The sequence below is a fragment of the Leptospira stimsonii genome, from assembly GCF_003545885.1.
Taxonomy (GTDB): domain Bacteria; phylum Spirochaetota; class Leptospiria; order Leptospirales; family Leptospiraceae; genus Leptospira; species Leptospira stimsonii.
In genome coordinates, this window is the sequence record NZ_QHCT01000003.1 from 522689 (window position 1) to 541144 (window position 18456).

19 protein-coding genes and 1 tRNA gene are annotated in these 18456 nt (G+C 45.0%); 6 read left to right on the forward strand and 14 right to left on the reverse strand.

Annotated elements, in window-relative coordinates; genetic code table 11:
• Window positions 1-73 precede the first annotated feature (73 nt).
• Window positions 74-808, forward strand: a complete 735-nt coding sequence (locus DLM75_RS24555) for a hypothetical protein (RefSeq protein WP_174715084.1) — start codon at window positions 74-76, stop codon at window positions 806-808.
• On the opposite strand, the gene nhaC is transcribed toward DLM75_RS24555, so the two are convergent.
• From nhaC to DLM75_RS13885, 8 genes are all read right to left on the reverse strand, one after another.
• Entirely contained in the window at window positions 805-2220 is a 1416-nt protein-coding gene (gene nhaC / locus DLM75_RS13850) for a Na+/H+ antiporter NhaC (protein ID WP_118969192.1), read from the reverse strand. The genes DLM75_RS24555 and nhaC overlap by 4 nt on opposite strands.
• Complete coding sequence (locus DLM75_RS13855; protein WP_241547935.1) at window positions 2217-3224, reverse strand: pseudouridine synthase; 1008 nt, start codon at window positions 3222-3224, stop codon at window positions 2217-2219. Before DLM75_RS13855 ends, nhaC begins: the two co-directional genes overlap by 4 nt.
• Window positions 3225-3253: 29 nt before the next feature.
• Entirely contained in the window at window positions 3254-4333 is a 1080-nt protein-coding gene (locus DLM75_RS13860) for a PilZ domain-containing protein (protein ID WP_118969075.1), read from the reverse strand.
• 107 nt (window positions 4334-4440) lie between these two features.
• On the reverse strand, window positions 4441-6723 hold the full coding sequence (locus DLM75_RS13865; protein WP_118969193.1) for an alpha-hydroxy-acid oxidizing protein: 2283 nt from the start codon (window positions 6721-6723) through the stop codon (window positions 4441-4443).
• 16 nt (window positions 6724-6739) lie between these two features.
• Window positions 6740-7873, reverse strand: coding sequence for a tRNA 2-thiouridine(34) synthase MnmA (gene mnmA / locus DLM75_RS13870; protein WP_118969076.1), 1134 nt, complete (start codon window positions 7871-7873; stop codon window positions 6740-6742).
• Between the two features lies 1 nt (window position 7874).
• The gene (locus DLM75_RS13875) at window positions 7875-8834 is read right to left on the reverse strand and encodes a retropepsin-like aspartic protease (RefSeq protein ID WP_118969077.1); all 960 of its coding nucleotides are present in this window, start codon (window positions 8832-8834) and stop codon (window positions 7875-7877) included.
• On the reverse strand, window positions 8813-9043 hold the full coding sequence (locus tag DLM75_RS13880; RefSeq protein WP_118969078.1) for a hypothetical protein: 231 nt from the start codon (window positions 9041-9043) through the stop codon (window positions 8813-8815). The genes DLM75_RS13875 and DLM75_RS13880 overlap by 22 nt, the downstream gene beginning before the upstream one ends.
• Window positions 9044-9085: 42 nt before the next feature.
• Window positions 9086-10144 carry a sensor domain-containing diguanylate cyclase gene (locus DLM75_RS13885; protein WP_069607816.1) on the reverse strand — a complete coding sequence of 353 codons (1059 nt, stop codon included), beginning with the start codon at window positions 10142-10144 and terminating at the stop codon, window positions 9086-9088.
• 200 nt (window positions 10145-10344) lie between these two features.
• Between DLM75_RS13885 and DLM75_RS13890 the strand changes: the two genes are divergently transcribed.
• Window positions 10345-10417, forward strand: a tRNA-Met gene (locus DLM75_RS13890).
• 242 nt (window positions 10418-10659) lie between these two features.
• Here the strand turns inward: DLM75_RS13890 and proC are convergent.
• Genes proC through DLM75_RS13905 form a run of 3 tightly spaced genes read right to left on the reverse strand, consistent with a single transcriptional unit; the run spans window position 10660 to window position 12819 of the window.
• Complete coding sequence (gene proC / locus DLM75_RS13895; protein WP_241547936.1) at window positions 10660-11550, reverse strand: pyrroline-5-carboxylate reductase; 891 nt, start codon at window positions 11548-11550, stop codon at window positions 10660-10662.
• Window positions 11436-12104, reverse strand: a complete 669-nt coding sequence (locus DLM75_RS13900) for a YggS family pyridoxal phosphate-dependent enzyme (RefSeq protein WP_118969079.1) — start codon at window positions 12102-12104, stop codon at window positions 11436-11438. Before DLM75_RS13900 ends, proC begins: the two co-directional genes overlap by 115 nt.
• A gap of 1 nt (window position 12105) precedes the next feature.
• A complete protein-coding gene (locus DLM75_RS13905) occupies window positions 12106-12819 on the reverse strand; it encodes a hypothetical protein (protein WP_118969080.1) in 714 nt (237 codons plus the stop codon).
• A gap of 140 nt (window positions 12820-12959) precedes the next feature.
• Here DLM75_RS13905 and DLM75_RS13910 point away from each other — a divergent pair, with 140 nt between their 5' ends.
• The gene (locus DLM75_RS13910; protein WP_241547937.1) at window positions 12960-13679 is read left to right on the forward strand and encodes a flagellar filament outer layer protein FlaA; all 720 of its coding nucleotides are present in this window, start codon (window positions 12960-12962) and stop codon (window positions 13677-13679) included.
• On the opposite strand, the gene DLM75_RS13915 is transcribed toward DLM75_RS13910, so the two are convergent.
• Window positions 13651-14268, reverse strand: a complete 618-nt coding sequence (locus DLM75_RS13915) for an HAD family hydrolase (protein WP_118969195.1) — start codon at window positions 14266-14268, stop codon at window positions 13651-13653. The genes DLM75_RS13910 and DLM75_RS13915 overlap by 29 nt on opposite strands.
• Before the next feature lie 6 nt (window positions 14269-14274).
• Between DLM75_RS13915 and DLM75_RS13920 the strand changes: the two genes are divergently transcribed.
• Entirely contained in the window at window positions 14275-15531 is a 1257-nt protein-coding gene (locus tag DLM75_RS13920) for a 3-deoxy-D-manno-octulosonic acid transferase (protein ID WP_118969082.1), read from the forward strand.
• Window positions 15509-16267 (forward strand): hypothetical protein, encoded by a 759-nt coding sequence (locus tag DLM75_RS13925; RefSeq protein WP_118969083.1) that lies wholly within the window; start codon window positions 15509-15511, stop codon window positions 16265-16267. The genes DLM75_RS13920 and DLM75_RS13925 overlap by 23 nt, the downstream gene beginning before the upstream one ends.
• 453 nt (window positions 16268-16720) lie before the next feature.
• Here the strand turns inward: DLM75_RS13925 and DLM75_RS13930 are convergent, their stop codons facing one another.
• Complete coding sequence (locus DLM75_RS13930) at window positions 16721-17695, reverse strand: hypothetical protein (RefSeq protein ID WP_429945471.1); 975 nt, start codon at window positions 17693-17695, stop codon at window positions 16721-16723.
• Window positions 17692-17910 carry a hypothetical protein gene (locus DLM75_RS24275; protein ID WP_158586476.1) on the reverse strand — a complete coding sequence of 73 codons (219 nt, stop codon included), beginning with the start codon at window positions 17908-17910 and terminating at the stop codon, window positions 17692-17694. Before DLM75_RS24275 ends, DLM75_RS13930 begins: the two co-directional genes overlap by 4 nt.
• Here DLM75_RS24275 and DLM75_RS13935 point away from each other — a divergent pair.
• Window positions 17903-18430, forward strand: a complete 528-nt coding sequence (locus DLM75_RS13935; protein ID WP_118969197.1) for a DUF1564 domain-containing protein — start codon at window positions 17903-17905, stop codon at window positions 18428-18430. The two genes, DLM75_RS24275 and DLM75_RS13935, sit on opposite strands and share 8 nt — an antisense overlap.
• Window positions 18431-18456: the final 26 nt, after the last annotated feature.

An 18456-nucleotide genomic window follows, 5' to 3' on the forward strand; every position in this document is an offset into this window, starting at 1 on the left:
TATAGACTTATAAATCCGAAGATGTTTCATTGAGATTCAATTCCTATTCGACTTCGAGGAGAATCAGAACTCTGTGAAAATAGACAAAGTCACCCTTTTAAAATCGACCACCAAAGCTTCTTTTATCGGTCTCTTCAACATAGCCTTTTTTACTTTGATCGGCATCATTCTAAACTGGATTCTTCTTGCGTTTCTTTTTCCAGAGATGAAAGCGCTTTCTTCCGATTTGGGTGGAATTCCTATTGCAAGAGCCGGGGGTATCGGCGCGGCGATCGCGCTCGTCGTGATCGTCATCGAACTCTGGCCGGTCACCTTGATCGTGTTAGGTTTCGGCGTCCTATTTCCAGGAATTCATTTTTTATTCGGAAAAAAATATGCGGTGACGAAGGCGCTCTACCAACTTCTGGGTGATAATCGGGGAATCATCAGCGAATACCTTTCCGAACGTCTGGAAGAATCGATCCGAAAAAAAGCGGAAGCAGACAACACGAAAGGTAGAAATTTTTCGATCGCGCAACAGATCCAAAATCTCCCCTACTACTTAACGAAGTTGGACAGCCTTCCTTTTCCGTTGACTGCTCTTGTTTCCAAACTCGCTCAGAAACTAAAAGTGGAAACTCTTCGAAAGGAAATTTCTGCAAAAATTCCCGATCAGGAAAATCCGAATCCGGAAGATTTGAAAAACGCTCTCAAAAAGACGATCGACTTCGCGATTTTGGAAACGATCTCCTCTCCTAGTTTTCAGTGGTTTTTTATCTTAGTCGGGATCAATCTGAGTATATTCATACTTTTGAAAGTGTTGTTTTAGACGGACGGTTCCTTTTTGCGAATCGTCCAACCGGTCCAGGCACAAATCAGGGAAATGATCGGACTGCTTAGATTCATAAAAGCATAAGGAAGAAAAACAATCACAGGAACGCCTAACGTCGCGGCCATAAACGACCCGCAGGTATTCCAGGGGACTAACGCGGAAGTCATCGTACCGGAATCTTCCAATGCTCTGGAAAGATTTTTCGGGTCAAGCCCCCTTTCCTCATACGCCTTCTTGAACATCTTTCCCGGAACTAAGATGGAAAGATACTGATCCGATGAAATGAGATTCGCCGCGAAACTTGTAAGAATCGTTCCTGTCAAAAGAGATCGATCCGTGGTTGCATATCTTAAGATCGCGGTCGTTATCTTTTGGATAAAGCCGGCCCCTTCCATCGCTCCCGCAAAAAACATCGCGGAAAAAATGAGCCAAACCGTGGGAAGCATAGAAGCCATTCCCCCTCTCGAAAGAAGCGCATTCGTGAGAGTGTTGCCCGTTTCCATGGAATTTCCTTTCGAAGCCGCATTCAAAATTTGTCGATACGCTTCTTGAAAACTCAAATCCGGGTGTTGCAAAAAGATTCCGGATACAATTCCCGAAAGAATTCCGGCGAGAATCGAAGGTATTGCCGGGATCTTAAAATAGATCAAAACGAACGTAAGAACCGGTGGAAAAAGCAATGCCGGATGGATTCGAAAGGAAGATTCAAGCAAGTGTATGACTTCATCGGTCTTCTGATTGGAAACCGAACCCGAAAAATCGCCTAATCCGATCCAGACGAACGCAACGAGTGCGATCAGGAACGCCGGAATCGTAGTATATAACATATGCTGAATATGCGTAAAAAGTGGTGTTCCCGCGATCGAAGACGCGAGGTTTGTAGTCTCCGAAAAGGGAGAAAGTTTATCTCCGAAGTAAGCGCCAGAGACGATTGCCCCCGCAGAAATTCCGGGAGGAATTCCTAAGGTGGTTCCGATCCCCATCAAAGCGACCCCGACCGTTCCGGCAGTGGACCAAGAACTTCCGGTGATCAATGAAACCACAGAAGAAAGAAGACAGGCCGTGATCAAAAAGTAAGAAGGATGTAAAATTTTCAAACCCCAGACGATCATCGATGGAACGATCCCGGACCAGATCCAAACACCGATCAAGGATCCGATCAACAAAAGGATGAGTACCGGTTTTAAAACATTCTTCAGAGATTCTAAGATCTGATCTTCTAAGGTTTCCCATTCGATACCGAGACGAAGTCCGAGTAAACTTGCGACCGTCCCGGAAAGAATCAAAAGCATCTGAGCCGGTCCGTCTACGGTTCCGTTTCCGAAGACGATCCCCGCGTAGCTAAGACCCAAAACCAAAACAAAAACGGGAAGGATCGATTCGAATAAACCGGGTTGAGTGACTTTCATAAAAAATCCTCCGGAAGAGAGGAGCGAATTTTCATCTTTCGATTCGTATCCGGATGTATAAAACAAATCGCATATGCGTGCAAGGCCTGTCTTTTCATTCCGAGTCTTTCCACTAAATCCGGTTCCTTTCCTTCTATGAATTCTAAAAACACATCTTCGTCTTTACCGTAGAGTTTATCGCCGAACAAAGGATAGCCGAGGCCGTAAAGAGTCGCACGGATCTGGTGCATTCTTCCGGTGATCGGCTTACAAAGAACATACGAACTCGTTTCGTCATTCCGCGACATCCCGATTCCTTCGGGTCTGATTTTACGAAAAAAAGTAAGGCTGATTTCCTCTTCCGAATTCGACTGTGTTTGCGCGAGCAGATCCCGTTTTGAAAGAAACTTCGTTTGTTTTATTGATACAAATTTTCTTTTTTTCCGTATTTTGGATTCAACGTCGGACTTGAGAATTCCATATCCTGATAAACGGTTCGGAATTTGGCCCCACACTTTCGTAATATAGAATTTTTGAATATTCCCGGAACTGAACAAAACGGAGAGCTTGGACGCAGTCCGCTGATTCTTTGCAAACAGAATCACTCCGGAAGTTTCTCGATCGAGACGATGAATCGTATAGAGTTCCTGAAACCTACCGGATTCCTGCATAAGAGTGAGAAGATTTCCCTTCCTGTATATTCCGGCCGGATGTACGGGGAGATCGCCAGGTTTATCCACGGCGACGAGCCATTGGTCTTCGAAAAGAATTTTGTAATCGCTTCTTACCGGCGGTTCCGTTTTATTTTCGATTTGATAGACGACTTGATCGCCTTCTTTCAGAATGATACCCGGTTTCACTTTTTTTCCGGAAAGGAGGATCCTTCCTTCGGAAATTTCTTTTTGCCAAGCGGTCCGAGAATGATACGTGAACTTTTTAGAAAGAAACTGATCGAGCCTGATTGAGGAATCTTCCTCGCGAATCGTAACCTGCAAGGATTCGGAAACCGGATCTTCCGTATCGATGTTTTGCGAGTTTTCGAATAAGATCGGATTCAGGACGCCTGTTCCTTGGAATCGATGTAATTCTGAATCATCGATTCTTCTTTTTCGTTTAGATTGAAGAACTCACAACCGATCCGAAACATCTTGTCGGTGTTGTTGATGTTTCGTATGACGGCTCGGAACGTTCCTTTGTTTTCCGCGGAAAGAGTAAGGTCGAAAAGAATCGTTTCGCCGACGGTGAAACTTCTGGAAAAGAAAATGGACTGAGGGTGAAAAAAACCGAGACCTTGCAGTGAGATGTTATCCACCGTACACTTTTCTTTCGATTCTTGAAAGAATCCGGAAGCGATTACGTCCTTGGCAACGGCACTCGCGGAAATATTGGCCGCGTTGAAGTCATTCGTGTTTAATTCTTTCTCGGAAAGAATCTGCACGTATCCGAGCGGAGTGTAACCTTTGTATCGGATCATGATCGATACTTCCGAGGTGATTCCGGATTCTAATTTATTGACCGCAATCAATTTTTGATATTCCGGAAACGGCAAAAACTGAAAACCACCGCTCCCGTCACCTTTCGAATAACGATCCAAAACGTAGATCGACTGATCGAAGTTATACATCAATCGTAGACGATTGTCCATTCGATCCGAAAAGAATATGGTTGAATTCGGATATTTTTCCCTGAGAAGTTTGGCGTGTTTTTTTATGATCTCGTCGATCTTTTTATCAGCAAACGCTAATGTTTTTCTAATATTCCCTTGATTGATGATATTGGTAAGAGTGCTTTGAAAACCCGAGGAGGAGTCTACCGAAATTCGTTCTTCCGTTCTTTGTGCGGTGGTGACTTGTATCGAAGTCGCGAGCAACAGTTCTACTCCGTTGGACGGATTGTGCATTTCGACGGCGAAATTCGCCGCGAATCGGTGATTGTTATGGACCAGATATAATTTTCGATTCGGTTCCGAACCCGTTCCCGGAGGAAGTGTGACCACGATACGAATTGCGTCCTTTAAACCGACGACACGAACCGGAAGAGGACGGTTTTCTACGATGATCGCGACCGGAAGTCTCGTAAAAAGAGACTGAAGAATTTTGTGAATCCCTTCCGGGTCGTTGATGAATTTGTCCATGATTCTATTGTTACGATCCGAAATCCGAGTTGGGATCCGATTCTATAAAGAGACGATCGTAAGTTTGAATATTCAATCGGAAAAGTCGAGTTAGTAAAACGATTTTCTCACCGGGGCTCTGAATTTTCTTCTTCCATTTTTTTCCGAAAGAGGAGTTCCGTTCCGATTCCTTTTATCGTTTCCACTCCGGTAACATTCATCGATTGTAATAAATTTTCCGTATACTGAGAGATCAGAAATCGGATTCCCGCGACTCCCCCACCCACGGCAAAGATCGCCATCGGCCTTCCCACAAGAACCGTGTCCGCACCGAGGGCGAGCATCTTGAAGACGTCCATTCCGCTTCGGACTCCTCCGTCGACTGCGATCGGAAACGATTCTCCCACAGCCTTTCGAATTCCGGAAAGAACCCTTGCGGTTCCCGGCATATCGTCGAGAACTCTTCCTCCGTGATTGGAAACAACAATACAATCGGCGCCGGCGTCGATGGCGAGTTGTGCGTCTTGAGGAGTCATGACACCCTTGACGATAAAGGGTAGTTTTGTGAGAGAGCGGATTCTTCCCAATTTCGAAACGTTCCGCGTCACCGAAGAAATATTTTTCATCGCCATCGTTTTGAAATTTACGGCGTCCACATCCATCCCTATCGCAAAAAGCCCGGAGTTTTCGGATTCTTGAAAACGTTCTTTTAAAAGTCCTTCGTCCTCTCTCGGTTTGCAGATAAGAATCGCGTCCGCCTTTGTCTTACGAATCGCTTCGAGCATGATCAGATATTTATCGGGGCTCGCACCGTCGCCTAACCATGCCAAGGTGCCCGCGGATTGACAACCTTCCAAAAGAGTCGCGGCGAACGTGAATTCGTCCATGGCCCCGTTCATGTTCGTGACGGCTCCGGTCATCGGCGCCGCCATCAACGGAGTTTTCATTTTTTTACCTAAGAATGTCGTCTCGACGTTTGCGTTCGTATGTTCACGAATATAACGAGGAAGAATGGAATATTCCTGAAGAGCCGCGACGTTGTCCTGAAACGTAAGCATTCTTCCTAAGCCACCCATACCGGGAACTCCCGAAGCACAATCGGTTCCGTCGCAGACCTTACAAACCCAGCATATATCTTTACCAAAACGAATTCTTGCGTTTTGTTGAATTTCTTTTTCGGAGATAGAATAGAGCTCGTCGCAGGTAAAACGAATCGTGTTTTTGACTTTTTCAAAAATCGATTCCGCGCTTTGCAGGTTGTCCGCGCTGATGATAACGTGTCCCGTCTTTTCGATGTTATTCGTTGGTTCTTGGATGATGTCTCCGATCTTATTCATGAAGAAGAGATCGTTGACTCCTTCGATTTTGCGCGCGTCTTCGATTCCGTCAATCGCGAGTAACTTTCCTCTCGGAGCCAAAAGACAACGTTCGATCGAAACTCTTTCTACGGTAGGAGTAAGATTGTCCGGCTCTTCTCCGAGCGCGATAAGGATGGCCGCACGATTTAAGTTGATCCCCGAAGAAAGAGGAAACGTAAACGCGGACATAAAACCGCCGGAAAGTCTCGCCGCGATCTCACCCACTTTTACTCCGTCCGGTGTGACCTTGATGTCTCCTTTACCGGCACCGAGCGTGATCCCGAGCGCCTTCATACTTCGAAACATCACGTCTTCCACTTCTTTCAAAACGGAAGGACTCAAGGCGGAAGGCATGTTGTGCCCCATCTCGATAAAAAACGGTTCTCTTTCGATGATTCGATCGGCGATTCCCGTGATCACGAAATTTCCGTTCCAGGTCAGAGCGTCTACGGAGACTTCCGGACCGGGCATGTATTCTTCGAGAATCATCTCTCCCGTGGGAGAATATTTTTTTGCGTGTTTGAAGGCGGCCTGTAATTCTTCTCTGTTCTCGACCTTGATCACGCCTCTGGCGCCCATATTGTCAGCGGGTTTCATCACAAGAGGAAATTTCAAAAATTCTAATGCGTCTCTCGTATCGGCTAAGCTCCAGACGGGAGCGAAACCGGGAAGTGGGATGCCCGCTTTTTTCAGACGCTCACGCATCTTGACCTTGTTGGAAGCGGCTTCCGCGTCCACATAACGAATACCGGGAAGATCGAGTGCGTTTGCGACGGCTGCGACCGTCATACTCGCGTCGGTTCCCGCAGTGATGACTCCATCAATCTTGATCTTGGTCGCAAGTTTTTTGGATTCTCGCACCATACCTTCTATGTCTTTCGTGCTCATCACCATCGGAATATCGCAGATCTTCATACCCGGAGCGTCTCCGTTCATGTCCGCGACTACGGTTGTGAGTTTCATCATTCTCGCGGTTTGGATGATAGGAACCTGAAGAAGTCCCCCACCCACGATCATTATGGTTTTCCCGGTGATTTTGTGATTCACTGACAAAAAAGAACGTCCTGCTTTAATTCTGAAGGGCAACTGCCGGAGCGGTTTCTCGTATCTGCATTTCGATACTTCCCTTGCGGATGATTCCACCTAACAAGAGATAGTCGGAATCGACCGGATAAAAAACGGCAGATTGTCCCGGTGTTACACCTCTTACGTCTTCGAGAGGTTCGACCACGAGATCCTCTCCACGCTTTGTGATCTTACAACGGATCGGAGAATGTCTGTAACGGACCTGCACTCTGCATTCCAAGGATTCTCCTTCTTCCAAAGGAGCCAAACCTTGGTAGTTGTAATCGATCACGGAGAAGGAACCCGTATAGGTTTCATTCTCTTCTCCTAAGATTACGGAACCGTCGTCTTCGATCGCGATGACATACAACGGATTTTTCCATGCGATCCCGAGTCCCTTTCTCTGACCGATCGTAAAGTTTTCTCTTCCCTTGTGTTTGCCGATGATTCTTCCGTCCCTGAGTTTGAAAAAACCGGGAGTAAATTCCACGTTTTTCTTTTCTAAGAATTTTCTATAATCGTTCTCGGGGATAAAACAAATCTCTTGCGACTCCGCTTTCTCGGCGACGGGAAGTCCCATTCTTCTTGCGATTTCTCTGACTTCGGGCTTTGTCATTTCACCCAAAGGAAAGATTACGTTTTTGAGATTCTCCTGAGAGAGTCCGTATAAATAGTAAGCCTGATTTTTGCCCATGTCCAGACCGTTTGCGATCGCGTAACGATCTCCGTTCTGTGCGATCCGAGCGTAGTGGCCCGTTGCGATCTTGTCGATTCCAAGGGCTTTTGCTTTTTCAAAGAGCGCGCCGAACTTGACGAAGGTATTACATTCCACACAAGGGTTCGGAGTTTTTCCGTGTTGATAGTCGTCTATAAAACGATCGATGACTTTCTCTTGAAAGACCTTTTCCATCTTCACGACGTAGAACGGAATTTTGAGCGAAAGACCAACGTCTCTCGCGTCCCGAATGTCTTCGGGAGAACAACAGGATTTTTTAGTGGTGTCGCAAGCCGGCGCTTCGTATTCCCAGGTTCGGAGATTGACCCCGATGACTTCGTAGCCTTCTTCCATCAGAAGTCCCGCGGTTACGGCGCTGTCCACTCCGCCGCTCATGGCTACTATGATTTTACCCTTGCTCATCTTACTTCCCGCCGTCTTTCCCTACTATACCTATAAGACTCCGTTTCATGTCCAAGAGAATTCTATGCTCGTTCAACCAGTTTACGCCGAGAATTCCCTGAATCCGAACTCCGGTCGAAACTCCGGCGAAATCGACCGGAAGCCCCGAAGGTAGAATTTCGAGATCGTTTACACAATTGGACGTCATGAGAATACAAAGTTTACGAACAAAACGTGTTCTCACGTTCAAAACCTTTCCTTGGAAGTTGAGAATCTGAACGGGACGACTCGAGGAAGTTTCTTCCACAAAACCGGGAATCACATTTGGCAATTCCAAAAGACTCAAGTCCGCGCCCGTGTCCATGAGAAGGAGCGCTTTGTCTTGGGTTCCATATTCGATTTCTAAAACCGGATGTCCGGAAAAAAATCGGAGCGGTTCCGTATTCTGAGCCAAACCGGGAAAGGGAGAAAGCATGGCCTCGGTAATTTCTCCGCCGGCGCCTTCTAAAAAACGGATCTGAGTCGGATATTCTAAGATTAGAATTTTCTCATAGAGCGCATCCATCCCGATGATTCCGTCGAGTTCGAGATTCCCGGAAAAGGTATGAGAATGGACGGTAAGATTCTTAAAGATGGAATGAGATTGAGAGAAAAGCTGAACGGTTCTCACTTTTCGATAAGAATCGTCTTTTCCTCCGGGATAGGTCACCGCGATTCTTCGTTTGGAATCCTGTTCAGTGAAAAACTTCTCATCCAAAAAGGAGAATCGAGAACCGGTATCCACTAAAAACCGAAGCGGCTTTTCCTCGGGACTTAAGGAAAGCTGGATAAAACGAAAACCTTGTTTTTCAAAAAAGGGAAGAATGATTTCGATTCCCCCGGAAACGGCAGTGACCTGTGTTTTCGAGGGAAGAAGGGAACAGGATAAAAATGCAAAAAGAAAAAAAGTAAGGAAAAACCTCAGATCAATTTTTTGATACATTTCTGATTGGAACATCGTGTGTAGTCGATCACGCAGTCCCTGTATTGAATGCCTGTCACCGGGTCCGCTGGTTTGTATTCTATAAAACACGAATACGGAGAAAAATCAAATTTTTCTTTCCCGAGCGCTCGGTCTTGGATCCGTTTTGTGAGTTCTCTTTCTTCAATTTGAGAGAGAGGACCTTGGTACAGCAGGAGATTCTTTTCCATGCTGTACTGATCGGCAAATTCCGAAAAAAGAAAAAGGTTTTCTTACGTTTCTTTATAACAAATGGTCTGATTTTTTCCGGAATGTTTCGCCATATAAAGGGCCTTATCCGCTCTTTCAATCAGATCCCGATTATTTTTGTCCTTTGGCCAAAACTCGGAAACTCCCACGGAAAGAGTGACTTTGAGATCGGGACCGCCGTTCGGATTCTTCACGCTACTGGCTTCCACAGCCGCGCGAATTTTTTCTCCCATCTCATATCCTCTTTCCAGATCCGCGCCCGGCATGACGAGGCAAAATTCTTCCCCGCCGTAACGAGCCGGAGTGTCGTGTTTGCCCGCGTTTCGAATCAATTGTCGAGCGACTTCGATGAGGACCTGATCTCCCGCCTGGTGACCGTGCGTATCATTGAACTTTTTAAAGTTGTCCACGTCCGTAAAAAGAAGAGTCAGGTGTGACTTCTTTTTTCGACAACGATCCATCTCTTCCTTGAGTTTTGTCTGGAAGTAATGATGCACTTTGAGACCGGTCATCATGTCCACGGTCGCGAGTTCATAAAGACGAGAGTTCTCGACTGCGATTCCCGCAAGAGTCGAAAGAGTCGTTAAAAAATCTCGGTCCTCTTCCTGAACCTCGTTCATGGTCATCTTTTCTCCGAGAACGAGAAGACCGTTCACCTTTCCCTTTGCGTTCAAAGGTATGATGAGGTCGGCTCCGATTCCACGAAGGAAATCGATTTCGGTTACGGATCGGCCCATGCTCTCTTCAATCTGATTTACAGTCATCGCTTTCATTCTGGTTTCTAAAAACTGAATGAGGGCCGCGTCCGTTTTGATACGGAATGATTTTTCGTTTTCCGAAAGATCAAAACCTTTGTAACTCGGATCCAATTCAAAAAAATCGGAATCCGCTTCCGGGCTGACATAAATGGCGGCCTGTAAGGTTTGCAACTGCGCGAGACAAATATTTAGAATTGCATCCATTAGATATTTATAATCTAATGTAGAATTGAGAGCTTTGCTGATTTCTAATAATTGCTTCTGATCATAGATTTTCTTTTCCAGATATTCTATCATCAAGGGATCATTTTCTTTACTGATCAAACGGTTGGTTCTCCGGTGCTTTAGATACGAAAGGAGCCTTTTCCAATTTATTGCCGAAATTTTGAACGGCTTTCTTTTTCATTCGAAATGAATCTCTTATACCAAACGCTATAAGATCTAATTTTTCTTTAAAAATCAATTCTTTTTGTCGATTTATTCTTGCTTTCGAGGGTTCAGCACGAATACTGACCTACATACACCGCGCGGTGGAGCAGCTGGTAGCTCGTTGGGCTCATAACCCAAAGGTCATAGGTTCGAATCCTGTCCGCGCTAGTGTTTTAATCCTTCCCTCTTTCTTTTCAAGATAAATTTTCAATTTCAAACTTGTTTTCCAATATAACTACATTTTAGGATAAGTTTGCGTCCTTTTTCTAAAAAGGAAAGTGAATATTTACTCGCACTTCAACGTTAGTCTCTTCTTGCTATCAAAACTAATCAGAAAGAACTATGTTTTGAGAGAAAACAAACTGCCCACAAGGATCCCGTAAGCAAAACGAAACTTCTCTGAGTTCGCATTAATTTCCGAGTTCTTTTGATCGTTTGCTCGCCGCTTGGACGGCTTCTAAGATCGCATGGCTAAACCCGTGTTTTTCGAGTTCTGCAAGTCCGGCGATCGTGGTTCCTCCGGGTGAAGTCACTTTATTCTTCCAAACTTCCGGATGCGTGCCCGGATCCTTTTTTCTTTCTTTTCTCAGAAGTTCTGCAGACCCGAGGACGGTTTGTATGCTCAAGTCCAAGGCCTCTTGGTAGGCAAGTCCGGACTGCACCCCGCCTTCTGCGAGAGCCTGGATGAATTTAAACACATACGCCGGACCGGAACCGGAAAGCCCCGTGACTGCGTCCAAATGAGACTCGGAACTCAAGGCTACCGAATGTCCGAGGGACTGAAAGATTTCTTCGACCGTTTCGTAGAGTTCGGAATCTCCGTAGTATCCGATCGCACCTTCTCCGACGAGTAAGGGAAGATTCGGCATGATCCGAACGACCTTGGATCCGGAAGGAAGAGAATTCCGAATCGTCTGTGTGCTGATTCCCGCGGCGACGGAGATCACGGACTTAGTCGATGCTACTTGTTTGAGAAGTTCGGCGACCTTTCCCGGTTTTACGCAGACGACGATAAGATCCGATTTGGACGAGAATTCTTCCCAGGTAGAGACGAGTTCGATCTTTTTGTTCGAGGTCATGTATGGATCGTATCCAAGGACCTGTGTCGGATAACGTTTCTTGAGCGAAAGATAGATCGCTCCTCCCATATTTCCACAACCGGCGATTCCAATCGTATGTTTCATGATCAATTCCTTTCCCCAAAAATGGCGCTTCCGATTCTTACAAAGTCGCTTCCTTCTTCGATTGCAATCCTGTAATCTCCGGACATTCCCATGGATAATTTTCCTTCGGGATAATATTCGTTTCGGATCTTGGCGAGTTCTCGAAAAACGTCTCTCGTTTGATTCGGTTCTCCGTCCGAGGGTCCCATCGTCATCATTCCTTCGAGAATACAAAACTCGTTGGAAAGATTTTCTTTTTTTGTAAGAATTTCGAGCAGTTCTTTTTTGTCGAACCCATGTTTGCTTTCTTCGTTCGTGAGATTGACTTGTAAGAAGTATCGTATTTTCTTTTGTTCTTTTTGCGCGCGGCTCAAAAGTTCTTCCAAGGTTCCAAGACTACCGACTCCGTGCGCATACGAATAACCTAAGAATAGTTTTCGAAGGGTCCCGCTCTGCACCGGCCCGATATGATGCAAGACCAAAGGAGACTCTTTCGGCTTTAACCACTCTTCGAATTTTTCCAAACCTTCTTGGATTCGATTTTCTCCGAAATGAATGACTCCTGCGTTTACGGCTTCCGTTACGGCTTGCAAAGGTTGGAACTTGGAAACCGCGATGAGTGTGGGCGGTTTTTCCGGCCTTAGACTTGCGAGTTCTTCTTGAATTTGAAGATAACGTTCTCGAATCCCCATATCATTCTTTGGATTTTAAATTTTGCATTTCTCTTTCGAGTTTTTCCACTCGTTTTTCGAGACTTCGTTTGGAAGAAGCCTTTTTCGTTTTTCCCTTTTTCTTGGAGGAAGAGATCCCTAATTTTTTCTCCAATCGATTGACCCTCGTTTCCAAGGAGCGGATTCTTTTTCCGGTCTTGTGAGAAGAATGTTTTTTAAGATACTTTTTCTTTTTTACGGAATGTTTTCGTTCCGCTTTGTCTTCCCAATCCGTTTTGTCTTCTTTCATTCTTTCTTTTTTGGATTTGGGTTCTTCGTCTTTATACGTGCTCGTGTCGTCCTTGGGAGGATTCCATTTTTCTTCCGGGTATTTTTCTTTTTCCGGTTTTGAGGGAGAAGTTGTCTTCTTTTCCTCGGGCCATTCTTCTTTGATGCTTTTGGTTTCTTTGGACGGAGACTTTTCTTTTTCCATTCCCATAGAATCGCCGATAGGCGGAGAAATTTTTTCCTCCGTGGGAAGCGTATTCAAGTCGTTTGGCGAAAGCGGAGGTTCCGTGTTCATGTCCGGACTCAATATTACCCGATCGGTTTTGGAATTGTTTGAGACTTCCTCACCTTCTTTCTTTTTTAAGAATTTGGAGATGTCTTCCCGAAAGAGGTAACTGTAGAGGATCAAGGATCCTAAGAGCAAAACTAAAATTCCGGAAAGTAAGATTTTCAACTGGTCTCGTCTCATGGGCATACCTTTTTAGAATATCGGTTTTTTCCTTCGAAAAAGGGAAGGGAAAACGGGATAAGTGTCTCTTTTTAAGTCTCATTTTCACCGAATAGAATCCTGTGAACCGCCGTTTTTTCCGCCTCGCCCTATTCTTCTTTCTGATCTCGATTCTTTCCGGAAGTTTCACGGGTCTTCCTTCGGCGCCCGTAAAAAGAGAAGAAGATGAAATCAGTCGGGTTCTGATCTTGGAAAAGGTACTTTCCGAGTGGAGGCAATACAATCTTTTTCTTGTGGATTCTTTTGACGGGGAAAGGCCCTGGGAAATTTATCGAGGCGTTTCTTTTTTAAACGAGATTCGGTTCCAAGCGCAGATTCCTTCCCACGGAGCTTTTTCGAAAGAAAGAGAATTCTATCCGACACTGGCTCCGGCGAACGATTATCGTTCGATGATGGTCCAGACCTTTTTTGAAAATCCAAAACACGCTCATTTGGAGATTCGTCCAAAGGAAAAGATCCGTCTTCCGATCGGCGCTCCGACTCGGATCTTTTTTTGGATGTACGCTTCTTCCCAAAATGCAAAGATAGAATTGGTTCTCCATCAATACAGGTCCAAAGAAATCGTGATCGAACTGAGCGATCTGAGTTTTGACGGTTGGAAAAGAATCGAGAAGAAGCTGGAGATTCCCGCAAGGAACACAAGACTCAATTCCAGTCTCCGTTATCCCTTCGAGATCGCGGCGATTCGATTGATACCTGGACCGTTTCAAAAAAAGGGAGAATTCGTCTTTTACATCGATCGGATGGGAATTCTCATCGATACCAGAGACGAGGCGTATCCGGGAGCGGAGATCAAAGATAATTGGGGTACTGGGTTTTAAAAAATTCTCCCAGTTCCGAAGGATTCTTCGAACTAAAACGAAACGTATCCCAACCTACATAACCCGCGGCTTCCACGTTAGTCGCGTTGTCATCGATCAGAACATAACGCATTCCGGGATAATCGGTCTGAATCCACTGAAAGTATTCTTCTGCCGGCTTGCGGGTCCCGAGTTCACACGAAAAATAGAGTTGATCGAATTGGGAAAAAACTTCCTGCATCTCCGGAAATTTTTCGAGTTCCTTATACCAGATCGAATAATTACTCGCAAGCACGAGTTTGTTTCCGTTCGCCTTTAGGAGTTTGACGATCCCGACGCTCTCGTCGATCAGACGGATTTTTTGAAACATCAGTTCCTTGATTTTACGAGGATCCGGAAGATCGGAATTTCTAAATTCGGGAAGGTAGAATCTTTCGAAAAATTCCTCCTCTTCGATATGGCCCTTCTCGAATTCGATAAAGGCGTTTCTTTCTCTTCCCTGAATGAATTTTTCTCTCGATTCGCTGGGAAGTATTTTATAAAGTGCAGAATGAAAGGGATCCTTGATCAAGGTATCCATCAGATCAAAAGCAAACAGAACTCCGCTCATATACCAATGATTTTTCTCTACCAAATCCTGACGATCTTTCTTCGAGTCTTTATCGTCCCTCTTGCCTATCTATTTCCTTCGGGAAGAATTTTTTTTCAAAAGCGAAACGAGGATCGAGAGAGAATTCTTTCAAAACCGTTTGAAACGAACGCAAAAAAAGTGATCTGGCTACACGCCGCTTCCGTGGGAGAATTGGATCAGTGCCACGCTCTGGCATCGGAGTTTCGCAAAAAAGAACCTTCGACTTTTTTGCTTCAGTCCGTTTTTTCAGAGAGCGTTCGAGATTCTCAACTCGAAGCCTTTCCCGCGGATGAAACCTTTCGTCTTCCGATCGACACTCCTTTCGGTTACGACTGGATTTTCAAACACTTTCAGCCGAAGGTTCTTGTACTGATGGCATGGGACACTTGGCCGAATCTCATTCTTTCCGCAAAAAAATTCGGAACGAAGGTCGTCTTGGGTTCTGCGGTCATAGGAAGTCGAAAGAATGGTTTTTTGGGAATGTTGACAAAGGCGGTATTTCGGAACCTAAGCGGCGTTTATCCTTCTCACGAAAGTTTTTACGAGGCCTTTCGCTCCCTTGTTCCGGATAGAATTCCCGTAAAAGTTTTAGGCGATACCCGGTTCGATACGGTTCTAAAAAAAATCGAGGATACAAAAAAGGAATTTGTAAGACCTAAAAATTATCCATATTCGAAAATCATACTATTTGCATCCACTTACGAACCTTGCGAGGAACTCCTCGTATCCTTCTACAAACTCGCGAAGGAAAAACAACCGGATTTGTTAAACGAATTCGCATTTTGGATTTTTCCGCACAAAACTTCTCCCGAAAGGATCACTTCGATAGAACATCGTTTGCAAGACGCAAAGATGGAATACGAGACTTGGACCTCCACTCCGTATGAAAAGATGAACGCTCAGACGATCGTCTTCGACGTTTTGGGAATTCTCGCCTTCGCTTACCAAGCTGTGGACTTTGCCTATGTGGGTGGAGCGATCCACAACCGGGTTCATAACGTTTTAGAACCGGCGACGTTCGGCCTTCCTCTGATGACCGGGAAAAAAATTTCCAATTCCCCAGAGGCAATGATCTTAAAAAATACTGGAGGTTTATTTGTCGTATCAGAGCCCGAGGATATATTAAGAATTGTGAATTTTCCTTCGACTGAGATCGCAAAGATCAGAAAACACAATTCGGATTTCGTAAAACAAGGGCGAGGCGCGGCGAAAAGACTATTTGAAGAGATTTCTAAGTTGTAGCCCCGCTTTGAAAACCTTCCGTTTTTATCAGATTGCTTTCTTTTGTTTTTTATTGATCGGAAACGGGAAAGTATTTTCCGAAGAATCCATTTCCAGGGTAAGGATTCTTTCCGCCAAATCGGCTGAGTTCGTAAAGGAACCGGATTCTCATTCTTACATGCAAAGGGGTGTTCGGAAAGAGGATTTAAACGGTCATCCGCACATTCCTGGTTCCTCCTTTTTTGCCTTTCTAAACTTTCTAAATCCAGCCAGATGGTTTGATAGGAATATTACGGAAGATGCATATGATATTCTTCTAAACGACGTCTCCGTTTCGACGGAAAAAGAAACGTTCAGAAAAATCGATTTCGTTTTAATACGACACGTGACTCGAGGTAGAAAACCGGAATGGTCCTGGGATCAAGGCTACAACGGATTTCCAAACGTAAAAAAGTTCATCGTTGATCAAACCACAAACGAATCTCAAAACTTTCGGGATCCGATCAGAACCACTCTCTGGTATTCCAATACTCCTGTGTTACTTTCTAAGCTGAGTAAGAATAGGAAGGATGACGGTCGATGGGTTTATATCGGTCACATTCACATTGATCAGGAGGAAAACTCGGATACGGGTGAATCTCTTTCGGTTCCCCATCTCAACTACGGAAGATTCGGTGTTTTTTTCGGAGTGAATTCTTTTGAGGAAATTCTTTCGTACTCGGATCCGATCTGCCACTTCAATTCCCACGAAAAATAAAGAGGTGTTCTCCATACGGTTTTCATGCCATTTCCCTTCGGCTGGATGATTAGAAAGAACGAGTGCTAAATTCAAAGAAGTTAGAAGTCGTTTTTCGTGAGAGTTCCCACAGATTAGTCTCTTCGGTGGACCTATGAACGTTTGATTCTGTCCTTTCAGGCTGAAAAGTGTGAGAGTTCCCACGGATTTTGTCTCCTCGGTGGACTTTGGAACGTTTGATTCCGTCCGCACAGACTCAAAAGTGTGAGAGTTCCCACGGATTTTGTCTCCTCGGTGGACTTTGGAACGTTTGATTCCGTCCACACAGACTGAAAAGTGTGAGAGTTCCCACAGATTTTGTCTCCTCAGTGAATCTCGGGACGTTTGGTTCCGTCCACACCAGACCGAAAAGTGTGAGAGTTCCCACATTGGAGTTTTTAGGAGAAGATCAAAGTTTTTTTCGGAGAAATTGTTCTACGAATTTTCGATCCTTCTTTTCAAAATTCTTAAGATCGTATTCTGAATATCACGCATCAAAAAATCCCCCCAGAAAGATGCGTAAAAGTTAAAGTGTGTAGAAAGACGATATTTGCTTCTCAGATGAAGAATCACCTTTTGTTTTTTCCTGTGATTCTGAAGTTCCGGATACTCCAGCTCATATTCTCCCTGCAACGCGTCGAAGTAGATCCCTCCCGGAACCACATGAGTGTCTAACGTTGTAAGCGGCGTTAAATTGGGATCTGCCTTGATTTCGAACTTTAATCTTTGAAACGGATTCCATTCCGTAATCGTTTCGTAAAAAAGAAGTCCCTTCTCAAATTTCGCCTCACGAATTCCTCCGAGAGCTTCGTTTGAAAGCGTAGCTTCGACCGGTCTCGGGAATCCCATCTTGTAAAAGAATCCATCTTCCGTTTTTTCTAGTTCCGGAATTCGGATGATATTCTTCCAGACCGTCTCGGGTTTTGCGGTTATTGAAATGCTCGTTTCTACGAAGCGGATCTCATTCGGTAAATTCCAATGGGATTCCAAGTATCCGGAGACGAGAGGAAGGGAAAGAATACCTAACGCACCGAGGAAGTTCATTCGATTCTTCGGGAAGATATAAAACCAGATTCCTACCGAAATCCCTCCCAAGCTCGATAAGACGAGGTAGATAGGAAGACCCATGATCAGACAGATCATTCCTTCCCAATTTACGAGAAACGAAAGGAGCATCGATAGCGTCGTCGGCAACCAAGGAAAAAAGATATGAAAGAAGATGGATCGCGCTCTTTCCTTTTCCGTCCAGTAGACGCTGATTACACCGATCAAAAACGGTAATACAAAAACGCCTCCGTATGCCATCGTGATTCCGAGACTCTTTAAGGTTTCGATTCGGATGAGATACTGAACGGAGATCGCGTAGAGAACGGAGAATATCGCTGGAACGAGAAGAGAACGAAGTTTCATAAGAATGAAATAGATCTTCCTTTGCGAATTTGCAAGTGAGAAAACAAGGCGCCGAGCGGACTAAAAAACCAAAATTCTAAAATGGATTCTGACGATTCTCTACTTGGAATCGATTCGGCTGTTTTCCATCGTTTCGTCGGAATCTTTTTTCCATTTTTTTTTACACTTTCGTCGTCCGTTTCTTCTCTTTGGGGAACCGTTTCGAGTATGGACATCCTCTTGCTTTCTTCCCAAAAAAAGATTCTTTCCGCTCTGAATGAAGGTGAAGTCGGAACGGATTCTCTTTTGATTCCGCTCCGTTACTGGAACCGTTTAGACGTGGCTCAGAGGAAGGCTCTTTCTAAGAAGCTCCCTTTTCTTTTGATTCGATTTACGAAGTACGTTGCTTCCCTGGATCGTCTTCATGGGAGAGGTGGTAAGATCAAATACAACTGGGGAGCCGGAGATATGAAGAAGATGACGATCCATGTACATTCGGGAGTTTGGGCGGTCTTGGGGGCTTTGGCGGCGGCACACGGAGTTTCGAGGTGTTTTCTCTTTAACTATCTCTTGTGGTTGGAAGACGTCGGCGTCGGGGATTCTATCGTTGAAACCATGAACCGAGGAGTTCCTCAGTTCCATTCCGTTTACAGGATGATCTGGACTTTAGATCTACGGAAAAACCAAATCTCCCGTGCCTTGCACTTCGCACCGGACCCGATTACAACTGAATCCATCCCCGACCCCTTTCCCTAAAAAGTTCCCCTTCCCAGAAAGCTAAA

Excerpts from the sequence above, each read along its gene's own strand:
- DLM75_RS24275 (WP_158586476.1), bottom strand. The coding sequence starts at position 17,910 with ATGTCCATACTCGAAACGGTTCCCCAAAGAGAAGAAACGGACGACGAA.
- mnmA (WP_118969076.1), bottom strand. The coding sequence starts at position 7,873 with ATGAGCAAGGGTAAAATCATAGTAGCCATGAGCGGCGGAGTGGACAGC.
- DLM75_RS13915 (WP_118969195.1), bottom strand. The coding sequence starts at position 14,268 with ATGAGCGGAGTTCTGTTTGCTTTTGATCTGATGGATACCTTGATCAAG.
- DLM75_RS13930 (WP_429945471.1), bottom strand. The coding sequence starts at position 17,695 with ATGAAACTTCGTTCTCTTCTCGTTCCAGCGATATTCTCCGTTCTCTAC.
- DLM75_RS13905 (WP_118969080.1), bottom strand. The coding sequence starts at position 12,819 with ATGAGACGAGACCAGTTGAAAATCTTACTTTCCGGAATTTTAGTTTTG.
- DLM75_RS13860 (WP_118969075.1), bottom strand. The coding sequence starts at position 4,333 with ATGGACAAATTCATCAACGACCCGGAAGGGATTCACAAAATTCTTCAG.
- DLM75_RS13935 (WP_118969197.1), top strand. The coding sequence starts at position 17,903 with ATGGACATCCTCTTGCTTTCTTCCCAAAAAAAGATTCTTTCCGCTCTG.
- DLM75_RS13900 (WP_118969079.1), bottom strand. The coding sequence starts at position 12,104 with ATGGGGATTCGAGAACGTTATCTTCAAATTCAAGAAGAACTCGCAAGT.
- DLM75_RS13880 (WP_118969078.1), bottom strand. The coding sequence starts at position 9,043 with ATGGAAAAGAATCTCCTGCTGTACCAAGGTCCTCTCTCTCAAATTGAA.
- DLM75_RS13875 (WP_118969077.1), bottom strand. The coding sequence starts at position 8,834 with ATGTATCAAAAAATTGATCTGAGGTTTTTCCTTACTTTTTTTCTTTTT.
- nhaC (WP_118969192.1), bottom strand. The coding sequence starts at position 2,220 with ATGAAAGTCACTCAACCCGGTTTATTCGAATCGATCCTTCCCGTTTTT.
- DLM75_RS13920 (WP_118969082.1), top strand. The coding sequence starts at position 14,275 with ATGATTTTTCTCTACCAAATCCTGACGATCTTTCTTCGAGTCTTTATC.